We start from the raw sequence: 20,982 nt of genomic DNA, 5'->3' as shown, positions 1-20,982 counted from the left end.
TCTAACAAGTGAAATCAGATGCGCCCTTTGGTCTGTTCAAAATCTTTTAAATAAGCTGTTAATTTTGAGCGAAGTTCATCATGTTTATGCGCATCGTACGCATAAGCATCATCAAACCAATGTGATTCATCATAAAGCCAAACTGGCTTTTTCAAACGTTCTGGTGCTTCTGACTGATAACGTGGAAAAATGTGGGCATGAAGATAATTATCTGTATTCCCTAAAATATCGTAATTAATCCGAAAACTATCCGTCTCAGAAAGTAAAGCATCACCAATCAAGGACATGTCTGTCAAGAATTGACTACGCTCTGCTAAGGTCAAATCATTTAAACTAGATACTTCGCGCTTGGGTAAAAGCACACAATAACCCTCTAAAAATTGCGTATCCCCAATGCAAGCAAAGCCAGATGATAACTCTACCATCACCATTGGATTTTCACCACGTTGCGCCGCTGCAATACGATTATCCCGCCAGTCACTCATAATGGCTTCCTTCCGATTGTCCTTGTTCTTGTGCATCATCTTCATATGCTCGAATAATTTCAGCTACAACTGGGTGTCTGACAACATCTTTTGCAGAGAAATAGACAAAAGAAACTTGCTTAATTTTAGCGAGTTTATCTTTGGCATCAATCAAACCTGACTTAGCGTGTTTCGGTAAATCAATCTGACTAATATCACCATTGATAACCATTTTAGAGTTAAAGCCCAACCGGGTTAGAAACATTTTCATTTGCATAGTGGTGGTATTTTGTGCCTCATCTAAAATGACAAAGGCATCATCCAAAGTTCGACCCCGCATATAAGCTAAAGGAGCAATTTCTATCGTGCCACGTTCTAGCATGCGCTCAACTGTTACTTTACCTAAAACACTATACAAAGCATCATAAATTGGGCGCAAGTAGGGATCGACTTTTTCTTGTAAATCACCTGGTAAGAAACCAAGATTTTCTCCGGCTTCTACTGCTGGGCGTGTAACGATAATGCGTTTGACCTGCCCCCGACGGAGTGCAGTGGTCGCTAAAACAACAGCCAGATAAGTTTTTCCCGTTCCAGCTGGTCCAATGCCAAATGTAATATCATGGTGCAAGATATCTTCAACATAGATTTTTTGACCTAACGTTTTAACACGAATTGGTTTACCATTGCTATCCTTGGTAATTTCCTCTTCATAAAGGGCGATAAATTTATTGATTTCACCATTTCGTGCCATCGTCAGAGCTGTGACAACATCAGGTGTATTCACAGTCTGACCACGGCTAACTAGGACTAGTAGAGCTTGTAAAACTAGACGAGTTAGTTCATTTTTTTCGTCGGAGTCTGATACCACCTGAACTACTTCACTACGAAAATGTATGGTGACACCAATCGCCTCTTCCAGATATTTCAAGTGTTTTTCCTGAGCTCCGAAAAGATTTGCCCCATCGTCAGGGTGATTAAGTTTGATTTCAAGAGAGTTCAAATGGCTTTGTCTTCTTTCTTATCTTCTTTTTCTGCTGCTTCGCGCGCCAACCGCAATTTGCGATTGGGATTGTATTTATCAAATAGCTCAGCTATTTTTTCTGGTGGCCAAGCATCCGCAGAAGCGATAAAATTACCTTCTGCATCTCGATTTCCGATAATTTTAAATCCCATCTTGCTACCTCCAAATTATACTTATCTGTGTTTTATACACCTTCAAGCATTTAAACTGTTTCGTTTTTATACTTAAAGGTGTCTCATTAATCCACAAACTCAAATTCGAAATTACCAATTCTCACAATATCACCATCTTTGGCACCACGACCACGAAGATCCTCATCAATTCCCATCCCACGTAATTGGCGGGCAAATTTAAAGACAGACTCATCATGATCAAAGTTCGTCATGGTAAAGAGTTTTTCAAGTTTCTCACCAGATAAAATCCATGAGGCATCATCATCTCGCGTAATCTCGTAATCACGAGTGCCCTCATCAAAGCCATAGTAGGCTTCTTTGTTATCATCTGCAAAGTCTGCATCTTCGTACAATGGAAACTCAGGTGTTTCACTTAATAGTTCTGCTGTTGCCTCAAGCAAGTTCTGTAAGCCTTGGCGTGAAATACCAGAAACTGGAAAAACTTGTGGTTTATCTTCAAACTCTTCATAGTTTGCGAAAAGTTTTTCTTTAAACTCAGCTAGATTTTCTTCTGCATCAGGCATATCCATTTTATTGGCAACGATAATTTGTGGCCGTTCCATAAGTCGCAGGTTGTAACCTTCTAACTCATCATTAATGGCTACATAATCATCATATGGATCGCGTCCTTCCATACCACTCATATCAATGACGTGTAGCAAAACGCGCGTCCGCTCAATATGGCGCAAAAACTGTGTTCCTAAACCAATTCCTTGGCTAGCGCCTTCAATCAAACCTGGCATATCTGCAACGACAAAGCTTTCGCCGTCCCCAACACGTACCATCCCAATATTAGGGACTAGGGTCGTAAAATGATAGGCACCAATTTTTGGACGTGCGTTTGAAATCACACTCAATAAAGTTGATTTACCAACTGATGGAAAACCTACGAGACCAACATCTGCCAAAACACGAAGTTCTAGTAACAATGTCCGTTCTTCACCTGGTTCACCATTTTCAGCGATTTCAGGTGCAGGATTTCTTGCAGTCGCGAAGCGAATATTGCCACGACCACCGCGACCACCATGTGCCACGGTAAAGGTTTGCCCTGGTGCTAGTAAATCGACTAAAATCTTATCTGTTTCGAAATCTTTGACTGTTGTGCCTTGCGGTACTTTAACAATCAAATCCTCTGAACCGCGACCGTGCATCCCTTTATTCATGCCTTTTTCGCCTGGTTTCGCTTTGAAATGGCGGTTATAACGGAAATCCATAAGGGTACGCAAACCCTCGTCTACGACGAAGATAACATCGCCACCACGACCACCGTCACCACCTGCAGGTCCACCATCTGGTACATATTTTTCTCGACGGAAAGAAACGGCGCCATCGCCACCTTTTCCGGCTTTTACTTCAATTCGTGCTGTATCTAAAAACATTGACATTTTGTCACCTTGATTTTCTGTATTTTTCTCTATAGTTATTTTCTATTATAACAAAAAACGCGAGCTTTCGCTCACGTCTTCTATCATTAAGTTATGTTTCCTTATTATTTCTCTTGATATGAGGCATATACTTGAGATTTAAATGTGTTATCAAACAAAAAACAAGCCTCAGCTCGTTTTTGTTTTTGCTTATCATGCTTGTGCTTTATAGTTTTCTGCTTCAGCAGTATTAGCCCAAACAAAGTGACCTGGTTTGATTTCTTGGAAACTAGGTTTGTCTGTCTCATAATCATGAATTGAATCATCATAGACAATCAATTGTTTCTGACGTTCAAGCGCTGGGTCAGGAATTGGTACAGCAGATAAAAGTGATTTCGTGTAAGGATGGATTGGGTTGTTAAACAATTCCTCTGTCTCAGCCATTTCTACAATGTCTCCATGATAAATCACGGCAATTCTATTACTGATGAAATGAACAACTGACAAATCATGCGCAACAAAGAGGTAAGTCAGTCCTTTTTCTTCTTGCAAACGTTGCAAGAGATTAAGTACTTGGGCACGAATTGACACATCTAGGGCTGAGATTGGCTCATCTGCGATGACCAAACGTGGTTCCATAACAAGCGCACGTGCTATCCCGATACGTTGACGTTGACCACCTGAGAATTCATGCGGGTAGCGTGATAAATGCTCAGGCAGTAAACCAACTTCTTTCAGCATGGCTTCTACTTTTGCTTTTCTATCTGCTTCATCCTTGTACATATGATAGTTGTACAAGCCTTCTGAGATAACATAGTCCACGGTTGCCCGCTCATTAAGTGAGGCAGCAGGGTCTTGGAAAATCATCTGAATATCTTTGGTTAATTCTTCTTTTTCCGAACCAGACAATTTCGTATTAATTTTTTTGCCGTCAAAAATGATATCGCCGTTTTCAATATTGTTTAAGCCCATTATCGCACGGCCAATGGTTGTTTTGCCAGAGCCAGACTCTCCTACAAGGGCGAAAGTTTCACCTTTATAGATATCAAAGTTGGCATTTTTAACTGCGATATTTTTGTTCTTACCTTCACCAAAAGAAATCGAGAGGTCTTTAATTTCTAATAATTTTTCAGCCATCTTTAAGCCCCTCCTTCTTTTGCGTAAATTTTAACCATTTTATCGTGTAAATCTTGAATACCTTCTGGTTTCGTTAACTCTGGTGCACGTTCATCTAACAACCATGTTTTTGCCCAATGTGTGTCACTAACTGGGAATTTTGGTGGTATTTCAACAAAGTCAATTGCCATTGGTTTTGGATTACGAGGTGCAAAGGCATCACCTTTAATCTCAGAGTAAAGAGAAGGTGGTGTACCAGCAATCGAGTAAAGTTTTTCAGTTGTTGCAAGCTGTGGCAAGCTAGAGAGCAAAGCCCATGTATACGGATGACGGCTGTCATAGAAGATATCTTCAACCGTGCCATACTCAACGATTTCGCCAGAATACATCACTGCCACTTTATCAGCAATTGACGCCACCACACCTAAGTCATGTGTGATGAAAATCATGGCAAAGCCGTATTCTTCTTTTAATTCCTTCAACAAAGCGATGATTTGTGCTTGAATTGTCACATCAAGAGCTGTTGTTGGCTCATCACAAATCAAGACTTTTGGTCGTGATGATAAAGCAATTGCAATAACGATACGTTGACGCATACCACCAGAATATTGGAAAGGATACTCATCATAGCGTTTTTCAGCTTCTGGAATACCGACACGATTCATCAAATCAATGGCGATTGCCTTAGCTTCTTCAGATGATTTTCCTTGGTGTTTAATGATTGTTTCAGAGATTTGGCTACCGATTGTTTTAATCGGATTGAGTGATGTCATCGGGTCTTGAAAGACTGTCGAAATTTGTCCACCACGAATTTTTTCCCACTCGGCATTTGTTTTCAAATTTGTTAAATTCATATCACCATAGGTCACTGTTCCAGTCGAAACAGAACCATTTGTCTCTAACATCCCCGTGAAAACTTTAGTGAAAACTGATTTACCAGAGCCTGATTCACCTACGAGTGCTAAGGTTTCACCCTCATGTAAGTCAACTGAAATATTGCGAATTGCACGCAAAGTACGATTGCGGACTTGGAATTCAACACTAATATCCTTTGCAGAAAGGATAACTTTTTTATTTGACATAATAAACGGTTCCTTTCTACTGGTGCGTACGAGGGTCACTTGCATCAGCAAGTGTTTGACCAACGATATAAAGTGAGACAGTCACCAGTCCGAGAATCAATACTGGAATCCAGAAAAGATAAGCATGATTGGTAATATTATCTGTATAATCTGCGATGATACGACCAAGTGACGGTGTATCAGATGGCAAACCAACGCCTAAGAATCCAAGGAAAACTTCCAAAGAGATAAAGACTGGCATTTGGTTACTGATAATCGTTACAATAACTGAGATAAGATATGGCAAAATATTTTTACCAATCATTGTCGCAGGTTTTGTACCGAGTGTGCGAGAGGCAATATTGTACTCACGGTCACGATACATAATCACTTGGACACGAATTTGATAGGCGATACTGACCCATGATGTCACACACATGGCAAACAACAAATTCCAGAAGCCTGATCCAAACGCATAAGATAAAACGAGTAAAACCAAAACTTGTGGGACGTTGTTAACGACATTATAGACTTCAATCATGAACTTGTCGATAGATTTTGACAAGCCCCAAACTGCCCCTACAATGACACCGATAAAAGTTGAGATGAGTGTTGCAAGCATGGCAATTGAAATAGATGTCTTAGCACCTGCCCAAACAGCATCAAAGAGCGATTGACCCGTTGCATCCGTTCCAAACCAATCTCTAAAATTAGGATAGTTATAACGCAGGCTAAAGTCATCAATTTTCCCTGAATTAATAACTGTATAACCTGAAAAAATTGGTTGTATGAAACTCATCAAGAGTAAAGCAATCAATAAAACAAGCATGGCAATTGCGAGTTTTGAAGAAATGAACTTGCGTCCCACACTCTTCCAATAAGAGTAAAGTGGTGCACTGATGATTTCAGATTCGTCTCCTTTGGCAGGGACGAACGAAAATAATTCTTTATCTGACATCTTACTTTTCTCCTTTCGCAAGTTTTGTTTTAGATTTTGTTTTAGATTTCGTTGCAAATTGAATTCGTGGATCGATAATTTGCATGATGATATCACCTAACAAGACCGCAAAGACCGCTAGAGTTGTCAAAATGAAGGTAATCCCTACAACCATTGGACTGTTATTGGCAGCAATCGAATCTGGTAACATTTTACCAAGACCAGGGATAAGGAAAATAGTTTCAGTCATTGTCGCATTGGCGATTGCTGCGACAATCGCCGCAGGAATACCATTAACAACTGGAATCGCAGCATTTTTAAAGATATGCTTACGCGAAATTTCTTTTTCTGATAACCCTTTTGCACGTGCAAACTTGATATAGTCAGCCGACTGCTGGTCAACCATATAACGACGTGCCCACATAGTTAGTGGTGGCGTGGAAATCAACGCGATAATCAGTGTTGGCATGACATAAGTTCCCACATTTCCTGCGCCTAATGTTGTAAACGAACCTGGTAACCCAATCAACGAACCCAGGAATCTATCTGTATAGATAATCGCCAAACTTGGTAAGGCAATCAATGCAGTGATGAAAATCAGGCCAAAACGGTCAATGATACCACCTGCATGACGGCTAAGATAGACTGCAAGGAAAGTTGAAAAAAGATAAGCTAAAATTGTCCCTATAATTGAAATTCTAGCTGAGTTACCAATCATAGATGGATCTTGATAAAAATTCTTCACATTTGTGTAGTCATCTTTGAAAATTCGTTTCATACGTTCACTTTGGTTTTTAGGACTTTGGTAAGTCGCTGTATGAATGTTCATAGAAGTATTCATCTTCTTGCCATCTTCAAGTGTGATTTCACGTGTTACCGTTTCACCTTGACCGCTGGTTAAGACGTCAACAACTGAGCGACCACTAAAGGTTGGATAAGATTGTCCCAAATTAATCGTAATAAATTTTTGGTGGATGAACGGAAAAGTGCCATCAAAATACAGTAAGTATTTATGCTCAGTTCCTGAACCAATGATGGCTGGACCACCACCTTTTTCCCAAGTGAATTTGATGTAGCGCTTAAGATTAGGGTTGGATTCATCTTGAATTTTCCAAGGATGATCAATCTGAATCAGGTTAGCGTAAAACTTCCCGACACGTTGCCAAATTGGAATTTCACGCGTGGCGTAAATCTTTTTAGAAATTGGCAATTGCTCAATTTTCCAATCCCCCTTGGCAGATTTTGCCCATTTTTTAGCCGCTTGTAGATTGGCTTTGCTGTCAGTGCCGTCATAATTGGGATCAATTTTTTGGACTTTATTGACCAAACCTTTTTGGTTCAAGTAGTCAATATAACCCTGACGATCAAAGACTGCATTTTCGTACTCACGGCGTGCGTCAGCTTTACCGGCAACACGGGCATATTGCTCGTCTGATATAAAGATCTGACGACGTGGAATCAAACTAAAGACGAGTGCGTAAACAATTGTTGTCACAATAACGATGGACAGCAGCGCTCGCAACACTCTAAAAAAGATATATTTTTTCATCTATTTCAAACCGTTCTATATTAAGAATTAAGATACTTACGTTAAGTTGATTGTTAACTAGCTAGTCAAGAAGGACAATTCAGATAGTCTCTCTAAACGCAAAACTGAGACCAGAAATATCTAGTCTCACCTTTGCTTCATCCTATACTCACTCTATCCAATCAAGCATAAAATCAAACCACTTTCACTACCTCTCGTCAAGAGGCGACCGATTAAGTCTAAATCAAGAGTTCAATTGGTCGCCTCATCTCAGATGACAAGGTCTTCAAAAGTTCCTATTTACCATTTACTACGATAGGCGCTAGGCGTGGTTGCTATTATTTGGTAGCTGCTTTTGATTTTTCTTCAACTTTAGCTTTCCATTCTTTCAACGCTTTTTCATATTCTTTGGCTGTGACTGTTTTATCACTTACTTTTCTATATTTGTAAGAATAAGCAGTTGACCCAACCGTGTTAGAATCGATTTTTGTAAATGGTACTTCGTTTTGCATCATTGGAACAGCACCAAGTGAATAAATTGGTGTCACGATACCGTTATCAATCAACCAAGCCTCAGCCTTAGCAAATGCTTCATAACGAGCATCTGTGTTGTTCGTAATAGCATTCGCTTCATCCAAAAGTTTCTGATAAGCATCGATATCTACGGCAGCTTTGGCAGCAGCACCTTTATCTTCACCTTCAAGTGTTACACTTGGTTCAAGACCAATCTTAATGGTGATATCGCCTTGTTTTGGTGACAAGATATTAAGGTAAGTTGCTGGATCAGCGTAGTCTGGTCCCCATCCTGAAATGTTCCAGTCGTAATCTGCTTCAGCAGCTGTCTTGAATGAGAAGACTGCTTGGAGATATGGATCCATGGCAAGTTTGATTGAGTTCAATTTAACTTCACCATCGAAAGCTTTTTCAAGAGAGTTTTCCATTGATGCTGCAGCAGCAATGTTGATTGTACTTGTATCTAAAACTGGTGCATCCAAGATGATTGGGTTTTCTTTTGAAACTTCAATACCTTGTGCTTTCAAAGCTTCTTTAGCTTTAGCAAATGACGCTTTAGCTAAATCAACATTGTAAGTTGAGTTTTTACCTTGGTCAACTGAAAGTTTAGACCAAACATCACCATCAATCGCTTGAAGATCAGCTTGAACAGCAGTCCCGTAATCTTTACCAGCAATTGTCACAAAATCGTAAGGGACAAGCGTGTTACGAACAAGTTTTTCGCCACCTTCTTCGCCAACACGTTGTGCATTGTATTTTGCTTTATCAATCGCAAAGCCAATTGCTTGACGGAAGTCTTTGTTCAAAACAGCTTGTTTTGTTGCTGTTTTCTTAGCATCTGTATCATGTGCTGTATTCTTATAAGTTTGACGATTTAAGTTAAACATACCAAAGTAAGTTGTTGCTTCTTGGGCTGTCCAAATAACGTCAGATTTTTTAACATTTTTATAGTATGGCATTGTTGGGTAAAGTTGTGCTTGATTATATTTACCAGCCATATAGTTTTGGTAGAGATCTTCTGGTTTTTTACCATCGAAGAATGACAATTTAACATTTTTGATGTGTACATTTTTCTTATCCCAGTAAGTATCGTTGGCTTTATATTCAATCGCTGATTTATTATCAAATTTCGTTGCAATGAAAGCACCATTGTATAAGATACCATCTGTTGCGACTTTACCGAAATCTTTGCCTTTTTCTTTCAAGAACTCAGCATTAATTGGGTACAAGATACCATAAGTTGCTTTAGAATTCCAGAAAGATTCTGGCGCATTTAAAGTATAAGTTAATGTTCCAGCTTTATCGTCAGCTTTGATGCCAACTTTTGAGAAATCTTTATCTTTACCGCTGGCATAATCTGCAAGACCTGTAATTGAATCGCTAACTAGGTAAAGTGTTTCAGAGTTAGTATCTGCAGCGTGTTTCAAGCCCGTAACCCAGTCAGAAGGTTTGACTGTGTCATATTCGTTGCCATCGGCATCAACCCAAGGGACATTTTTACGGATATGATAAGTATATGTTTTTCCGTCTTCTGAGACATCCCAAGATTTAGCCAAGGCTGGCACGATTTGACGATATTGATCATAAGACACGAGACCATCAACAAAGTTGGCTGTATTTTCAGCAGTATATTTTTGACCTGAAAAAGTATAATCCAAAGTCTCTGGGTCTGTGAGATAATAGAATGAATAATCTTTACCGTCAGACTCACTAGAATCAGATTTGTTACCGCAGGCTGCAAAAATACCTAGAGCTGCTACAGACATCAAACCTATGCCCATTAATTTTGTCTTTTTTGTCATATTTTTCTCCCATGTTATATTGAACTAATAAAATGTAACCACTTTCTTAGTTTACTTAATTATATCTTAAATGTCAAGATATTCAGACTTTTCTTTTTTTCATTATAGCCCCTGCCTTTACTGCTCTCCATCTTCATTTTTTTAAAATAACACGTTATCAGTAAGTTAAACCTGATTTTTTGTTACTGTATCATCTTATTTTGAAGTATTTCGGGACCGTTTCTGACTATTCAGTACCCTGTGTGGTATCGGTACTTGCTGTTTCAGTACCATTATCAGATGCTTGTTGGTCTGACTCGTTTGCGGCAGCAGTTTCTTTAGCTTTCTGTTCTTTTTCTTTTTCGTCGTCTAAATCTTTCTGGTAGGCGTCCTTAGACTTGGCATAAACACCTGCCTCCATATCCACAACGCTAGGTTCGGTGAGATTTGAGGCGACACTAGTGAAATAAGGGAGTTTTTCAGCCATTTGACTTAGAGGCACTCTAACTTGGTGGCCGTCTTTCATTTCAAGCGCAATGAAGTCTGGTGTTACTTTCGTAGGCACCTTAGTAACGGTTGTGATTTGGGCTTTTAGTTCTGGCTTAAGTGTCTCGTAAGCTACGACAAATGACTTAACTTCTTTCGCACTAAAGCCATCTAAAACTGGTAGAGCAGCTCGTTTTTGTGCATCAACAGGCTCTTGTGTTGAAATGACACCATTTGACAACACTAACTGATACGTGTCTCCTGTTTTAAGGTAGACACTCTCACTGTATTCGACGATTTTAGCGCTAAAGTTGTTTGGAAATATCCATGAGATTTTCGCTGACTTGACACGCGGAAACTTTTGTTCGATTTTAGTCGAGATAGCAGTCGATTTTTGGATGACCTGCCAGACATGGTCATTAGTTTTAATTCCGGTTGCCTCAGCTATTTGCTCGGTTGACTCATGTGTGTTACCAATTGCAGTGAAACTTGCAATTTTACTGAGCGGCGAGATGACATAGATACTGCCCAGAAAAATGACGAGCGTTACTAGGATAAAAGGCCAGATTTCACCTAATACTTGAGCAATTTCTCCCTTTTCTTTTGGCGAGGCAAAAAAATTAAAGCGCTTGAGGAATGGTCGTTTCTCTTCTTTCATCGGTTGACTAGGTGTTGCCTCATATTTTTCAATGACTGATTCGACCTTAGCAGGCTGCTTCTTGCGCTTTTCTTCACGCGCCAATTTCGCTGCCTCTTCTTGCTTTTTCTTTTGAAACTCAGCATGCTCTTGCTGCCAAGGTGTCAGTTCAGGTTGTTTATCTTTATCTGCCATTTAATACATCCTTGAGCACTCGATACAAACGATTACTTGCGTCTGGTACACCCTCACGCAAAGCACTTTCAGCCATTTGACGATATCTCACGTCATCCAGCAAAAGACTATCAATCGCACCAACAACACGCTTACCAGTTAACTCGGTATTTTTAATCATGATTGCGGCGCCAGCATTTTCAAGTGCCTCAGCATTCTTTGTTTGATGATCAGCAGTGACATAAGGACTCGGTACTAAGATAGACGGCAAACCAAGTGCCGTAATCTCAGCTAAGGTCGTTGCCCCTGCCCTTGATAAAATCAAATTGGCATCATTTAAAACCTCAACCATGTTGTTAATATAAGGGACTATTTTGATATTTTCTTTTAGATTAAATGCTGTGAATATATCTAAAAATTCTGGATCATTGTAGTAAATTTCACCAGAGGCATAGAGAATCTGGTAATTTTTCTTCGCTAGCTCGGGCAAAGCTTCAACGACTGCAGTATTGATTTTGAGAGCCCCACGACTACCACCAAAAATGACGATTGTCTTTTTATCTGTTCTTAAACCATATCGACCAAGTACATTACTAGAATCTGTCAAATCAGCAACTTCCTGAGCTCTTGGGTTACCTGTAAAAACCGTTTTCTTAGACGGGAAAAACGATCCTGCCTCTTGAAAAGCAAGCGCGACACGCGTTGCATAACGACTCAAAAACTTGTTTGTCACACCTGGAATAGAGTTCTGCTCATGAACAATCGTTGGAATTTTCAGCTTGGCTGCGGCATAAATCACTGGACCAGCGACATAGCCACCCGTACCAATTACCACATCAGGTTTGAAATCCTTGATCATTTTTTTCGCATCCGACACAGATTTAATAAATTTATAGACCGTTCTGACATTTTCAGGTGACAGGGAGCGTTTAAAGCCTTGTATATCTATCGTTTTAAAGTCAATCCCATTTTCCGGAACAATTTTAGCTTCTAACCCTTTTTCTGTGCCAATGTAAAGCACTGATACATCTGGTTCAACCGTTTTGAGATAGTTGATAAAACTAAGTGCTGGATAGATATGACCACCCGTTCCTCCACCACTAACAATAATTTTCATGATTATTTTTCTTCCAATCCATTAAACGCGTCAATAAATAAGTCACCACGTTGTTCAAAAGTCTTATATTGGTCCCAGCTAGCATTGGCAGGGCTTAAAAGAACTGTATCGCCTGACTCAGCTTTGTCATAAGCAAGACGCGCTGCTGTCGCTACATTTTCGCTATCAAAGACCGGAATCTCAAGAGATTCTGCCAGCGCACGAAGTTTAGACGCTGTTTCTCCAAAGACAACCATCCCTTTCAAATCAGCAACATCTACCGCCAACTCATCAAAGCCATTGCCACGGTCTAAACCACCAGCTAAAAGCCAAAGCGTGTGATTGTCAAACCCAGATAGCGCTTTTTGGGTCGCTAAAATATTCGTCGCCTTGCTGTCATTATAAAACTTGATGTGACTTTTCTGACCCAGATACTGCAGGCGGTGTTTGACGCCTGAAAATGTCGTCAAAACACGTACAATTGCAGCATTTGACACGTCGGATAACTTGGCAACACAAATCGCAGCCAAGGCATTCTCGACATTATGTTCACCAGGTAAAGATAAATCCGCCACAGCCATGATTTTTTCAGTCTTGAAATAGATATTGCCATCTGCAACATAAGCACCTTTTTCAACAATTTCAGTTGTTGAAAAAGGCACAACTTGTGCTGCTGTTTCTCCAGCTTTACTCCGAAGTTTTGCTTGATTAAAGTTCAGTACTAAAAAATCATCAGCAGTCATATTTTCTTGAATTCGCCATTTAGCCGCCTCATAATTGTCTTGTGAGCCATGATAGTCTAAATGCGCTGAAAATACGTTAGTTATGACTGCAATCTTAGGTCTAAAAGTTTCAATTCCCATCAATTGAAAACTAGACAGCTCCATAATCAAAGTCTCATCAACTGTAGATTTCGATGCCACATCAGAAGCAGGAAAACCAATATTTCCCGACAATTTAGCAACCCTGCCATCTGCATTTAAGATATCCGCAATCAAGGTTGTTGTTGTCGTCTTACCATTAGTCCCTGTAATCCCAACAATCGGTGACTCAGAAATCAAATATGCCAGCTCAACTTCTGTAATAATCGGAATATTCAAAGCAGTCGCCCGTTCAACCATTGGATTATCATAAGGAATGCCAGGATTTTTGACCATGACCGCAAAATCTTCTTCCAACAAATCAAGTGGATGACCACCTGTCACAACTTTGATGCCTTCGGCTAATAAATCTTGGGCTGCCGGATTTTCGTCGAAAGGTTTACCGTCATTTACCGTGACAATTGCCCCTAGTTGATTAAGCACACGCGCCGCAGACTCCCCGGATTTAGCCAAACCCAGAACCAATACTTTTTTATTTTCAAAATTTGTGATTATTTTCATGATTGTTTTCCTTATTTAATCCGTTTTTTCATCCGAATCTTGTCTTCATATCCTTTAATTCTACCGTTTTTATCTCATTTTTTCAATACTCAGTCATGCGTCTATGATGCCAACAAAAAAACGCTTAAACTCTGAAACCTTTTAAATATACCTAGGTATACCTAAAAAGCCATCTTTTAAGTGTTTTATTTGCGTGGTTGTGTGTGGTTACTTCTATTATTAAGTTTTGTTTAAATTTTGATGACTCCTGCCACCATTTCATACTAAGTCTATAAGTACGCATAAGTATGATAGTATATCAAATCGCCTTAAATGGCATCTGCATCCTGCTCTCCCGTACGAATGCGAATGACATTTTCAACTGGCAGAACAAAGATTTTCCCATCTCCGACTTCACCTGTCTGGGTCGTTTCACGAATCACCTCAATTAATTTAGAGACACGTTCTTCAACCGTTACAATCTCGATTTTGAGTTTCGCTAATAGCGTCGTGTTCAATTTTTGCCCCCGGACATACTCCACAAAGCCCTTTTGATTACCATACCCCAAGACTTGGGTGACTGTCATGCCCTTTGCCAAATCATTTTTGACTAAGGCATCTTTTAGGTCTTCTAATTTTTCCGTGCGAATAATCGCCTCTACTTTTTTCATTGCTTTATTCTCCTACTCTAATTATACACTGGTATCTGTGGCTTAATTCTTTTGATGTTTCATCTGATTTATAAACGTTCAAAACAATCACCTAATACTATTTTGCATCAAAAATGCGAAATAGTATCATCTCAGAGTTTTAGCTATCCAAGCCCATAAATGTTGGATAAGCTGTTTCATCATGTTCACTGTCATCCAACCCAATAGCCTCCTCGCGGTCGCTAACGCGAATTGCCATAAAGAGTGAAATAACTTTAATGATGATGAAAGTCGCAAGGGCACTAAAGACAATCGTGAATAAGATGGCTTCAAGCTGGGCAAGGAACAACTTACCTGAGCCATAAACAAGCCCCGCATAACCTTTTTCTAAAGCAAGTGATGGTACAGTGAAAATACCTGTTACGATACCACCAAATATACCGCCTATACCATGCGCTCCAAAGGCATCCAAAGCGTCATCATAGCCGAATTTATGCTTGATAACTGAGATGAAGTAGTAAGAGATTGGGGATACCAACGCCCCAATCAAGATGGATGACCAGAGTGAGACAAAACCAGCCCCTGGTGTAATGGCAACAAGTCCTACAACCAAGCCAGTTGATGCACCAACCAAAGTAGGTTTACCAATCGTGATCTTTTCAACCAATAGCCATGATAACATAGCTGTTGCTGCTGCAGTGTTCGTTGTCATTAAAGCATGAACAGCAAGACCATTAGCAGCGAGTGCTGAACCAGCATTAAAACCAAACCAGCCAAACCAGAGTAGTCCAGCACCTAGCAAGACAAAAGGAATGTTATGTGGGCGATATTCTAATCTAGCGTAATCACGTCGTCTGCCCAAGACAAGTGCTAAGACTAAGGCACTGACACCTGATGAAATATGAACGACGTTACCACCTGCAAAGTCAATCGAATGGATTTTAGCTAAGAAACCGCCACCCCAAACCATATGTGCCAAAGGATAGTAAACAATGACTAACCAGAAAGCCATGAAAATTACGAGTGGTGTAAACCGCATCCGTCCAACCACAGAACCTGTTAGAATCGCTACCGTGATAATCGAAAACATCATTTGAAAACCACCAAATAGACCATCAGGAATTTCAAGACCATGCAAGGTATTGTTAGAAGAACTTACACCATTAAAAAAGACGTGGGATAAGTCACCAATCCAAGTACCATCACCTGAAAACGATAAACTATAACCAATCACTATCCAAAGAATAGAGGCTATTCCTAACGGTATAACAGCCATTAACATCGTGTTAATCACATTCTTACGTCGCTCCAAGCCACCGTAGAAAAAGGCAAGCGCTGGTGTCATAAGGAAAACCAGAGCTGCACAAATAATGATAAATGCAATACTTCCTGAGTTCATAGATATCTCCTAAAATCATATCAAAAGATGAGCATAGCTCAATAAGCGTTTTCGATGTCACGTTTTATGACATCTTCTATGATACATATTCTAGCACAGAATAAAGGAGTTGTAAATAGGGAATATTCAAAAAATTCAAATAAAATTTTAAAGCAAGAAAAAACGTTGCAACTGCAACGTCAGACTGAAGACAAAGTAAAAATCTAGTTAAGATTTTTACGAAATACGGAAATTTTTATTTAGAAAACCGACGGTTAAGCTATTTCTAAATTAGAAAATATCAAAACAAACCCCATTTTGATTTAAAAATGGGGTTTGTCTACAACCTGACGTTGCAACTGCAACGTTTCATTCTATTTTATAAGTTATAAAGCGACTCAGCTTTTGGCAAGACAAGCGTAAAGGTTGAGCCTTCACCAAGCTTCGATTTAACGGAGACAGAACCATGATATATTTGGGCGATATTCGCAATAATCGAAAGTCCTAAACCTGTTCCGCCAATCTCACGATTTCTAGCCTTATCAGCTCGGAAAAAGCGCTCAAACACATGGGCTTGATCTTCTTCACAAATTCCCATCCCTTTATCTGATACTGAGGTAATGATGTTTCTATCATCTTCAGACAAAGTAACTTTAACATAACTTTGTTCCGCACCAGAATACTTAATCGCATTATCGATTAAAATAGTTAATGCTTGAATATAGTGATTCTTGTAGATTTGAGCTTTGGCATGTGGTTCTAAATTTGCCTCAAAATCAAAACTGCAGGTTTGATGAATCATTTCCATATTATTCATCAAATCAGTTACGCTGCCAACAACTTCTGTTTCTTCTGTTTGAAATTCATCCGATTGTTTTAAGCGGGTAATGTCAAGCATATCCTGGATCATACTTGACATTTTTTTAATTTCTTGCCTAGATGCCTCTAGGGACTCTTTTAACTGTTCTGGATCATCCTTACCCCAACGCAATAAGAGGTTGACATGACCATCTAGTACAGCAAGCGGGGTCCGCAACTCATGACTCACATCAGAAACAAATCTTTCTTGCCCTTCAATATAGTCATGTGTTTTATACATCATTTTATTGAAGACGTCTGCAAGTTCTTCAATTTCATCTCCAGAGTGAATTTCAACCTTCTTAAATTCACTTGAAGGTGAGTGTGTCACACGTCTCATAGCGGCGTGTAATTTAGACAAGGGTTTTAAGAAGTGATTTGAGACAAAGTAGCCGATAAAATTGGCAAGGAACATGGCGACAATCTCAAGTGCTATCAAGATAAACAGAAGTTTATTGCGAATATTATAGTAAAATCCTAGATTATTAAAGGATTGCAAATACCCTACAACTTTGCCTGTTTTTTTAGACTTGATTTCTCGTGTTATGATATAGCCAGACTTACCACCTATTGTCACAATAACTGGTGCAGTTGATTTTTTATTGGCTAGTGGTAAACTTGAAGTTTGTGTGGTAAAAATCATTTGTCCTGTGATATCATATATTTGAAATGAGCGCCAGCCAACAACTGGAATGCCGACTTCTTCAGCAGACTTAATCACATGTCCGTCTTCATCATAGAGAGTATCCAGAACACCAGGCTCTTGATACCCTAGATATTGATAGATATTATCTGGTGTCAAAGCATCATCGCTATTTTCTAGCTTCTCTACAAGGTCATCAACAACATTGACAAGACCGTCTTTCTCACCGTCCAAAAAGTAGAGAACTGAGGTTTGATAAGATATGGTCACAAATGTTGTGAAAACCAAGAAACAAAAAAGCATATTTGCAAAGGACCACTTGAGCATTATACTACGTTTTTTCGGTTGCTTTTTTTTAGATGGCAAAGTCTCCATTACCTTCTCCTAAATTTTTATGGCATTTTTCATCATAGTTAAAATATTCCACTAGTACATTATCTCAAAACATTAAAGTCAACTACATTATATCCCTAACCATTTCGACATCCTTAATCTTTCAGATAATGGTTTTAAAAACTACCTTGAAGTAAGACACACTTCTCACCCAAGATTAATTGACACACCTTGCATTTGTTCAGAGTTATCTATGTAAATTGATAAGCTGACAGGTGTTAGCTTATCAATGATATAGGCATTCAAGCACTAAATCAAAACAGATTTTGGCTAGTTCAAGCCAAAATCTTGTGTTTTGTTTGTCAACTTAAAAACTATAAAACTATGACATTTTGCTTAGTTATTTTCACGTAACATATAACCCAAACCACGAACAGTTTGAATGTATGAATCTTTCCCTTTTTGGTCAAGTTTGTTACGAAGGTAACGAATGTAAACATCCACAACATTTGTTTCTGTTCCTTCCTCGTATCCCCAAACATTTTGAACCAATTGTTCACGTGTCACAACGTCATTAACGTTTTTCATCAATGTTGTTAACAAATCGTATTCACGTTTTGTCAAATCGATGATTTCTTCACCACGTTGTACTTGACGGTTCTTCTTGTTGATGATTAAATCACGGAAAGTTGTACCGTCAGTCTTCTTACGCTTTTGGACTTCGCGATCTTGACGACGGAAGTTGGCACGAAGACGCGCTAGTAACTCTTCAATTGCGAAAGGTTTTGTAATGTAGTCATCAGCACCAATATCAAGACCAGCGACTTTATCCATTGTACTATCACGGGCTGTCATGATAGTAATAGGTGTTTGTTTTTCATTGCGCAAGCGACGGGCTACTTCGAAACCGTCTAATTCGGGCAACATTAAATCCAAAAGAATCATGTCCCATTCTTGGGTCATGGCTGCTTCAAGACCGCTACGGCCATCATGGCGTGTTTCAACGCTGTATCCTTCATGTTCAAGCTCAAGTGATACGAAACGCGCAAGTTGTTTTTCATCTTCAATGATTAGAATTTTTTTTCCCATTTTAAATTTTCTCTTTTCTATTTGAATTCAGATTTAAGTTAGTTAGAAAGCAAGGCTTTTTGCCTAGTTAGATAATTGACTTATTTTTCGTCATACCATGAATAGTGGAAAATACCAGGTTTATCTTTTCGTTCATAAGTGTGCGCACCAAAGTAATCGCGTTGCGCTTGGATTAGATTGGCAGGCAAGTTTTCAGAGCGATAGCTGTCAAAGTAAGCAATCGCACTTGAGAAGGTTGGCACAGGTACACCTGCTTGAACAGCAAGTGCCACAACATCACGTACCGCATTTTGATATTTAGCAGTAATGTCAATGAAGTATTCGTCTAACAAAAGGTTAGCTAAATCTTCATCACGACCATAAGCATCTGTAATTTTTTGTAAGAAACGAGCACGGATGATACATCCAGCACGCCAGATAGCAGCAATTTCACCAAATGGTAAATCCCAGTTATTTTCTTTAGAGGCGACACGCAATTGTGCGAATCCTTGGGCATAAGACATGATTTTCGAGAAGTAAAGCGCTTGACGAATTTTTTCAATCAACTCTGCTTTATCACCTTCAAACTTGAAGTCTGGTGCTGATAAGATTTTACTTGCTGCAACGCGCTCTTCTTTGTAAGCTGAGATATAACGTGCAAAAACTGACTCTGTAATCAACGGTAATGGCACACCTGAATCAAGCGCTGATTGGCTTGTCCATTTACCAGTTCCTTTGTTACCGGCAGCATCTAAGATGTAATCAACAATTGGGCCATCTTGACCTTGGTCATCTTGATGTGTCAAGATGTCTGTTGTAATTTCAATGAGGTAGCTGTCTAGCTCGCCTTTGTTCCATTCAGCAAAAACTGATTGCATCTCAGTTGCGCTGAGGCCTAGCAATCTTTGCATGAGGTCATAAGATTCAGCAATTAGTTGCATATCACCATATTCAATGCCGTTATGCACCATTTTCACATAGTGACCTGCACCCGCAGGGCCAATGTAAGTCACACATGGCTTGCCATCTTCTGGCGCTTTAGCTGAAATTTCTTCTAAAACGTCTTTGACAAGTTCATAGGCCTCTTTTTGGCCACCAGGCATGATTGAAGGTCCTTCAAGCGCACCCTTTTCACCACCTGAAACACCCGTACCGATAAAATTAATACCTGAATTTGCTAATTCAGCATTACGACGTTCTGTATCTTTGTAGAAGGTATTCCCACCATCAATCAGAATATCACCCTTGTCCAAATGTGGCAAGAGATTTTGAATCGTTGCATCTGTCCCTGGTCCAGCTTGAACCATCAACATAATGCGACGTGGTTTCTCAATTGAGTTTACAAATGACGCAATATCATAGCTCGGCACAAATTTTTTGTCTGGATGTGAAGCAATCACATCTTCCGTTTTTTCTTTCGAGCGATTGAAAATTGCGACTGTATAGCCACGTGACTCAATGTTGAGCGCTAGGTTGCGACCCATCACTGCCATGCCGACCACACCAAAGTTTGCTTGTGTCATTGAATATTCTCCTATCAAATCTTACAATTTTTATACTTTATAATAATTAATTATAATATAATTTTAATATATTTTCAACCCTAAAAGTCTGAAATTCTAACTTTTTATCCCGAAAAATTTTTAACGCTTATAAAATGCTATTTATACACCAAAAAAGCCCTGAGTATCGGGCTTATTTTTTACTTTTAAATACAATGTTGCTTATTCAAATAGACCATTGAGTTGAGAAAAAGGTGATTTTTTCTCAACTTCTGTATCTTCTTGTGCTTGCATTGCCAAATAGTCTTCTTCAGAGAGAACTTGCCAAGACGATCCAGAGGGCATATCTTCTGAGCTTTTTTCTTCTTCCGTCAGGACACGCATAGGGATTTCTAGCAGAATATTATCCGCGACGGACTCGTCCAGATCAATGATATCTCTGTCGAGCACAAAGAACATATCCGCATCTAAATCTGATTTATGTGTATCAAAATACTCTTGTGTCGTGAAAATTTCCGACACATTACAGGTCATCGGTACTTCAACGGGTGTCAAACTTCGACACGACGGCATGGTTAAAGTATAGTCTGCAGCAAAATTCAAGCAGTATATACCGCCATCTGCATCGACACGTCCTCTAACCGCCACGGTAGACACATCTAAAATTTCTGGCTCACGCGCGGTCAATTCTTGCGTTAAGTCAAAAGCTACATCAAATTCCACTGAGTGTTTTTTGTTTAATTCTTGTAACGACCATTTCATCTAGTTATTCTCCTTGATAATATTGTATCTCTTCATTCTCGAAAATGCTATCAATTACTCTATCTTTTTCTCCGTT

General features: G+C 39.4%; 18 protein-coding genes. All 18 read right to left on the bottom strand.

Going from position 1 to position 20,982, the window contains the following annotated elements; translation table 11 throughout:
* Window positions 1-14 precede the first annotated feature (14 nt).
* Entirely contained in the window at window positions 15-485 is a 471-nt protein-coding gene (locus RR45_RS00715; protein ID WP_031366212.1) for an HIT family protein, read from the bottom strand.
* On the bottom strand, window positions 478-1,464 hold the full coding sequence (locus tag RR45_RS00710) for a PhoH family protein (protein WP_031366213.1): 987 nt from the start codon (window positions 1,462-1,464) through the stop codon (window positions 478-480). The genes RR45_RS00715 and RR45_RS00710 overlap by 8 nt, the downstream gene beginning before the upstream one ends.
* Window positions 1,461-1,637, bottom strand: coding sequence for a hypothetical protein (locus tag RR45_RS11075; protein WP_003137484.1), 177 nt, complete (start codon window positions 1,635-1,637; stop codon window positions 1,461-1,463). The genes RR45_RS00710 and RR45_RS11075 overlap by 4 nt, the downstream gene beginning before the upstream one ends.
* Window positions 1,638-1,723: 86 nt before the next feature.
* Window positions 1,724-3,043 (bottom strand): GTPase ObgE, encoded by a 1,320-nt coding sequence (gene obgE, locus RR45_RS00700; RefSeq protein WP_096823124.1) that lies wholly within the window; start codon window positions 3,041-3,043, stop codon window positions 1,724-1,726.
* 192 nt (window positions 3,044-3,235) lie between these two features.
* The gene (locus RR45_RS00695) at window positions 3,236-4,159 is read right to left on the bottom strand and encodes an ATP-binding cassette domain-containing protein (protein WP_031366215.1); all 924 of its coding nucleotides are present in this window, start codon (window positions 4,157-4,159) and stop codon (window positions 3,236-3,238) included.
* A gap of 2 nt (window positions 4,160-4,161) precedes the next feature.
* Window positions 4,162-5,220 carry an ABC transporter ATP-binding protein gene (locus RR45_RS00690; RefSeq protein ID WP_031366216.1) on the bottom strand — a complete coding sequence of 353 codons (1,059 nt, stop codon included), beginning with the start codon at window positions 5,218-5,220 and terminating at the stop codon, window positions 4,162-4,164.
* A gap of 16 nt (window positions 5,221-5,236) precedes the next feature.
* Window positions 5,237-6,157, bottom strand: a complete 921-nt coding sequence (gene oppC, locus RR45_RS00685; protein WP_031366217.1) for an oligopeptide ABC transporter permease OppC — start codon at window positions 6,155-6,157, stop codon at window positions 5,237-5,239.
* A gap of 1 nt (window position 6,158) precedes the next feature.
* Window positions 6,159-7,685: an ABC transporter permease gene (locus RR45_RS00680; protein ID WP_072353537.1), complete on the bottom strand. Its 1,527-nt coding sequence runs from the start codon at window positions 7,683-7,685 to the stop codon at window positions 6,159-6,161.
* Between the two features lie 317 nt (window positions 7,686-8,002).
* A complete protein-coding gene (locus RR45_RS00675) occupies window positions 8,003-9,979 on the bottom strand; it encodes a peptide ABC transporter substrate-binding protein (RefSeq protein ID WP_031366219.1) in 1,977 nt (658 codons plus the stop codon).
* Between the two features lie 226 nt (window positions 9,980-10,205).
* On the bottom strand, window positions 10,206-11,276 hold the full coding sequence (locus tag RR45_RS00670; protein ID WP_072353536.1) for a cell division protein FtsQ/DivIB: 1,071 nt from the start codon (window positions 11,274-11,276) through the stop codon (window positions 10,206-10,208).
* Window positions 11,266-12,372, bottom strand: a complete 1,107-nt coding sequence (gene murG, locus RR45_RS00665; RefSeq protein ID WP_031366221.1) for an undecaprenyldiphospho-muramoylpentapeptide beta-N-acetylglucosaminyltransferase — start codon at window positions 12,370-12,372, stop codon at window positions 11,266-11,268. Before murG ends, RR45_RS00670 begins: the two co-directional genes overlap by 11 nt.
* Before the next feature lie 2 nt (window positions 12,373-12,374).
* Window positions 12,375-13,733, bottom strand: a complete 1,359-nt coding sequence (gene murD / locus RR45_RS00660; protein WP_031366222.1) for a UDP-N-acetylmuramoyl-L-alanine--D-glutamate ligase — start codon at window positions 13,731-13,733, stop codon at window positions 12,375-12,377.
* Window positions 13,734-14,041: 308 nt separating this feature from the next.
* The gene (locus tag RR45_RS00655) at window positions 14,042-14,383 is read right to left on the bottom strand and encodes a P-II family nitrogen regulator (protein WP_031366223.1); all 342 of its coding nucleotides are present in this window, start codon (window positions 14,381-14,383) and stop codon (window positions 14,042-14,044) included.
* A 139-nt stretch (window positions 14,384-14,522) separates the two neighbouring features.
* Window positions 14,523-15,761, bottom strand: coding sequence for an ammonium transporter (locus tag RR45_RS00650; protein WP_031366224.1), 1,239 nt, complete (start codon window positions 15,759-15,761; stop codon window positions 14,523-14,525).
* Between the two features lie 358 nt (window positions 15,762-16,119).
* Window positions 16,120-17,616: a HAMP domain-containing sensor histidine kinase gene (locus tag RR45_RS00645; RefSeq protein ID WP_031366225.1), complete on the bottom strand. Its 1,497-nt coding sequence runs from the start codon at window positions 17,614-17,616 to the stop codon at window positions 16,120-16,122.
* Window positions 17,617-17,970: 354 nt separating this feature from the next.
* Window positions 17,971-18,663, bottom strand: a complete 693-nt coding sequence (locus RR45_RS00640) for a response regulator transcription factor (protein WP_003139754.1) — start codon at window positions 18,661-18,663, stop codon at window positions 17,971-17,973.
* 80 nt (window positions 18,664-18,743) lie between these two features.
* Window positions 18,744-20,165 carry an NADP-dependent phosphogluconate dehydrogenase gene (gndA, locus tag RR45_RS00635; RefSeq protein ID WP_031366226.1) on the bottom strand — a complete coding sequence of 474 codons (1,422 nt, stop codon included), beginning with the start codon at window positions 20,163-20,165 and terminating at the stop codon, window positions 18,744-18,746.
* Between the two features lie 201 nt (window positions 20,166-20,366).
* Window positions 20,367-20,906: a YceD family protein gene (locus RR45_RS00630; RefSeq protein ID WP_031366227.1), complete on the bottom strand. Its 540-nt coding sequence runs from the start codon at window positions 20,904-20,906 to the stop codon at window positions 20,367-20,369.
* Window positions 20,907-20,982 lie beyond the last annotated feature (76 nt).

It is taken from the genome of Pseudolactococcus chungangensis CAU 28 = DSM 22330 (assembly GCF_002441885.1).
Lineage (GTDB): Bacteria > Bacillota > Bacilli > Lactobacillales > Streptococcaceae > Pseudolactococcus > Pseudolactococcus chungangensis.
This window is presented reverse-complemented; position numbering and strand designations above follow the sequence as displayed.

Excerpts from the sequence above, each read along its gene's own strand:
- RR45_RS00690 (WP_031366216.1), bottom strand. The coding sequence starts at position 5,220 with ATGTCAAATAAAAAAGTTATCCTTTCTGCAAAGGATATTAGTGTTGAA.
- oppC (WP_031366217.1), bottom strand. The coding sequence starts at position 6,157 with ATGTCAGATAAAGAATTATTTTCGTTCGTCCCTGCCAAAGGAGACGAA.
- RR45_RS00640 (WP_003139754.1), bottom strand. The coding sequence starts at position 18,663 with ATGGGAAAAAAAATTCTAATCATTGAAGATGAAAAACAACTTGCGCGT.
- murG (WP_031366221.1), bottom strand. The coding sequence starts at position 12,372 with ATGAAAATTATTGTTAGTGGTGGAGGAACGGGTGGTCATATCTATCCA.
- gndA (WP_031366226.1), bottom strand. The coding sequence starts at position 20,165 with ATGACACAAGCAAACTTTGGTGTGGTCGGCATGGCAGTGATGGGTCGC.
- RR45_RS00695 (WP_031366215.1), bottom strand. The coding sequence starts at position 4,159 with ATGGCTGAAAAATTATTAGAAATTAAAGACCTCTCGATTTCTTTTGGT.
- RR45_RS00655 (WP_031366223.1), bottom strand. The coding sequence starts at position 14,383 with ATGAAAAAAGTAGAGGCGATTATTCGCACGGAAAAATTAGAAGACCTA.
- RR45_RS11075 (WP_003137484.1), bottom strand. The coding sequence starts at position 1,637 with ATGGGATTTAAAATTATCGGAAATCGAGATGCAGAAGGTAATTTTATC.
- RR45_RS00645 (WP_031366225.1), bottom strand. The coding sequence starts at position 17,616 with ATGGAGACTTTGCCATCTAAAAAAAAGCAACCGAAAAAACGTAGTATA.
- RR45_RS00715 (WP_031366212.1), bottom strand. The coding sequence starts at position 485 with ATGAGTGACTGGCGGGATAATCGTATTGCAGCGGCGCAACGTGGTGAA.
- RR45_RS00675 (WP_031366219.1), bottom strand. The coding sequence starts at position 9,979 with ATGACAAAAAAGACAAAATTAATGGGCATAGGTTTGATGTCTGTAGCA.
- RR45_RS00650 (WP_031366224.1), bottom strand. The coding sequence starts at position 15,761 with ATGAACTCAGGAAGTATTGCATTTATCATTATTTGTGCAGCTCTGGTT.
- RR45_RS00680 (WP_072353537.1), bottom strand. The coding sequence starts at position 7,685 with ATGAAAAAATATATCTTTTTTAGAGTGTTGCGAGCGCTGCTGTCCATC.
- RR45_RS00630 (WP_031366227.1), bottom strand. The coding sequence starts at position 20,906 with ATGAAATGGTCGTTACAAGAATTAAACAAAAAACACTCAGTGGAATTT.
- RR45_RS00670 (WP_072353536.1), bottom strand. The coding sequence starts at position 11,276 with ATGGCAGATAAAGATAAACAACCTGAACTGACACCTTGGCAGCAAGAG.
- murD (WP_031366222.1), bottom strand. The coding sequence starts at position 13,733 with ATGAAAATAATCACAAATTTTGAAAATAAAAAAGTATTGGTTCTGGGT.
- obgE (WP_096823124.1), bottom strand. The coding sequence starts at position 3,043 with ATGTCAATGTTTTTAGATACAGCACGAATTGAAGTAAAAGCCGGAAAA.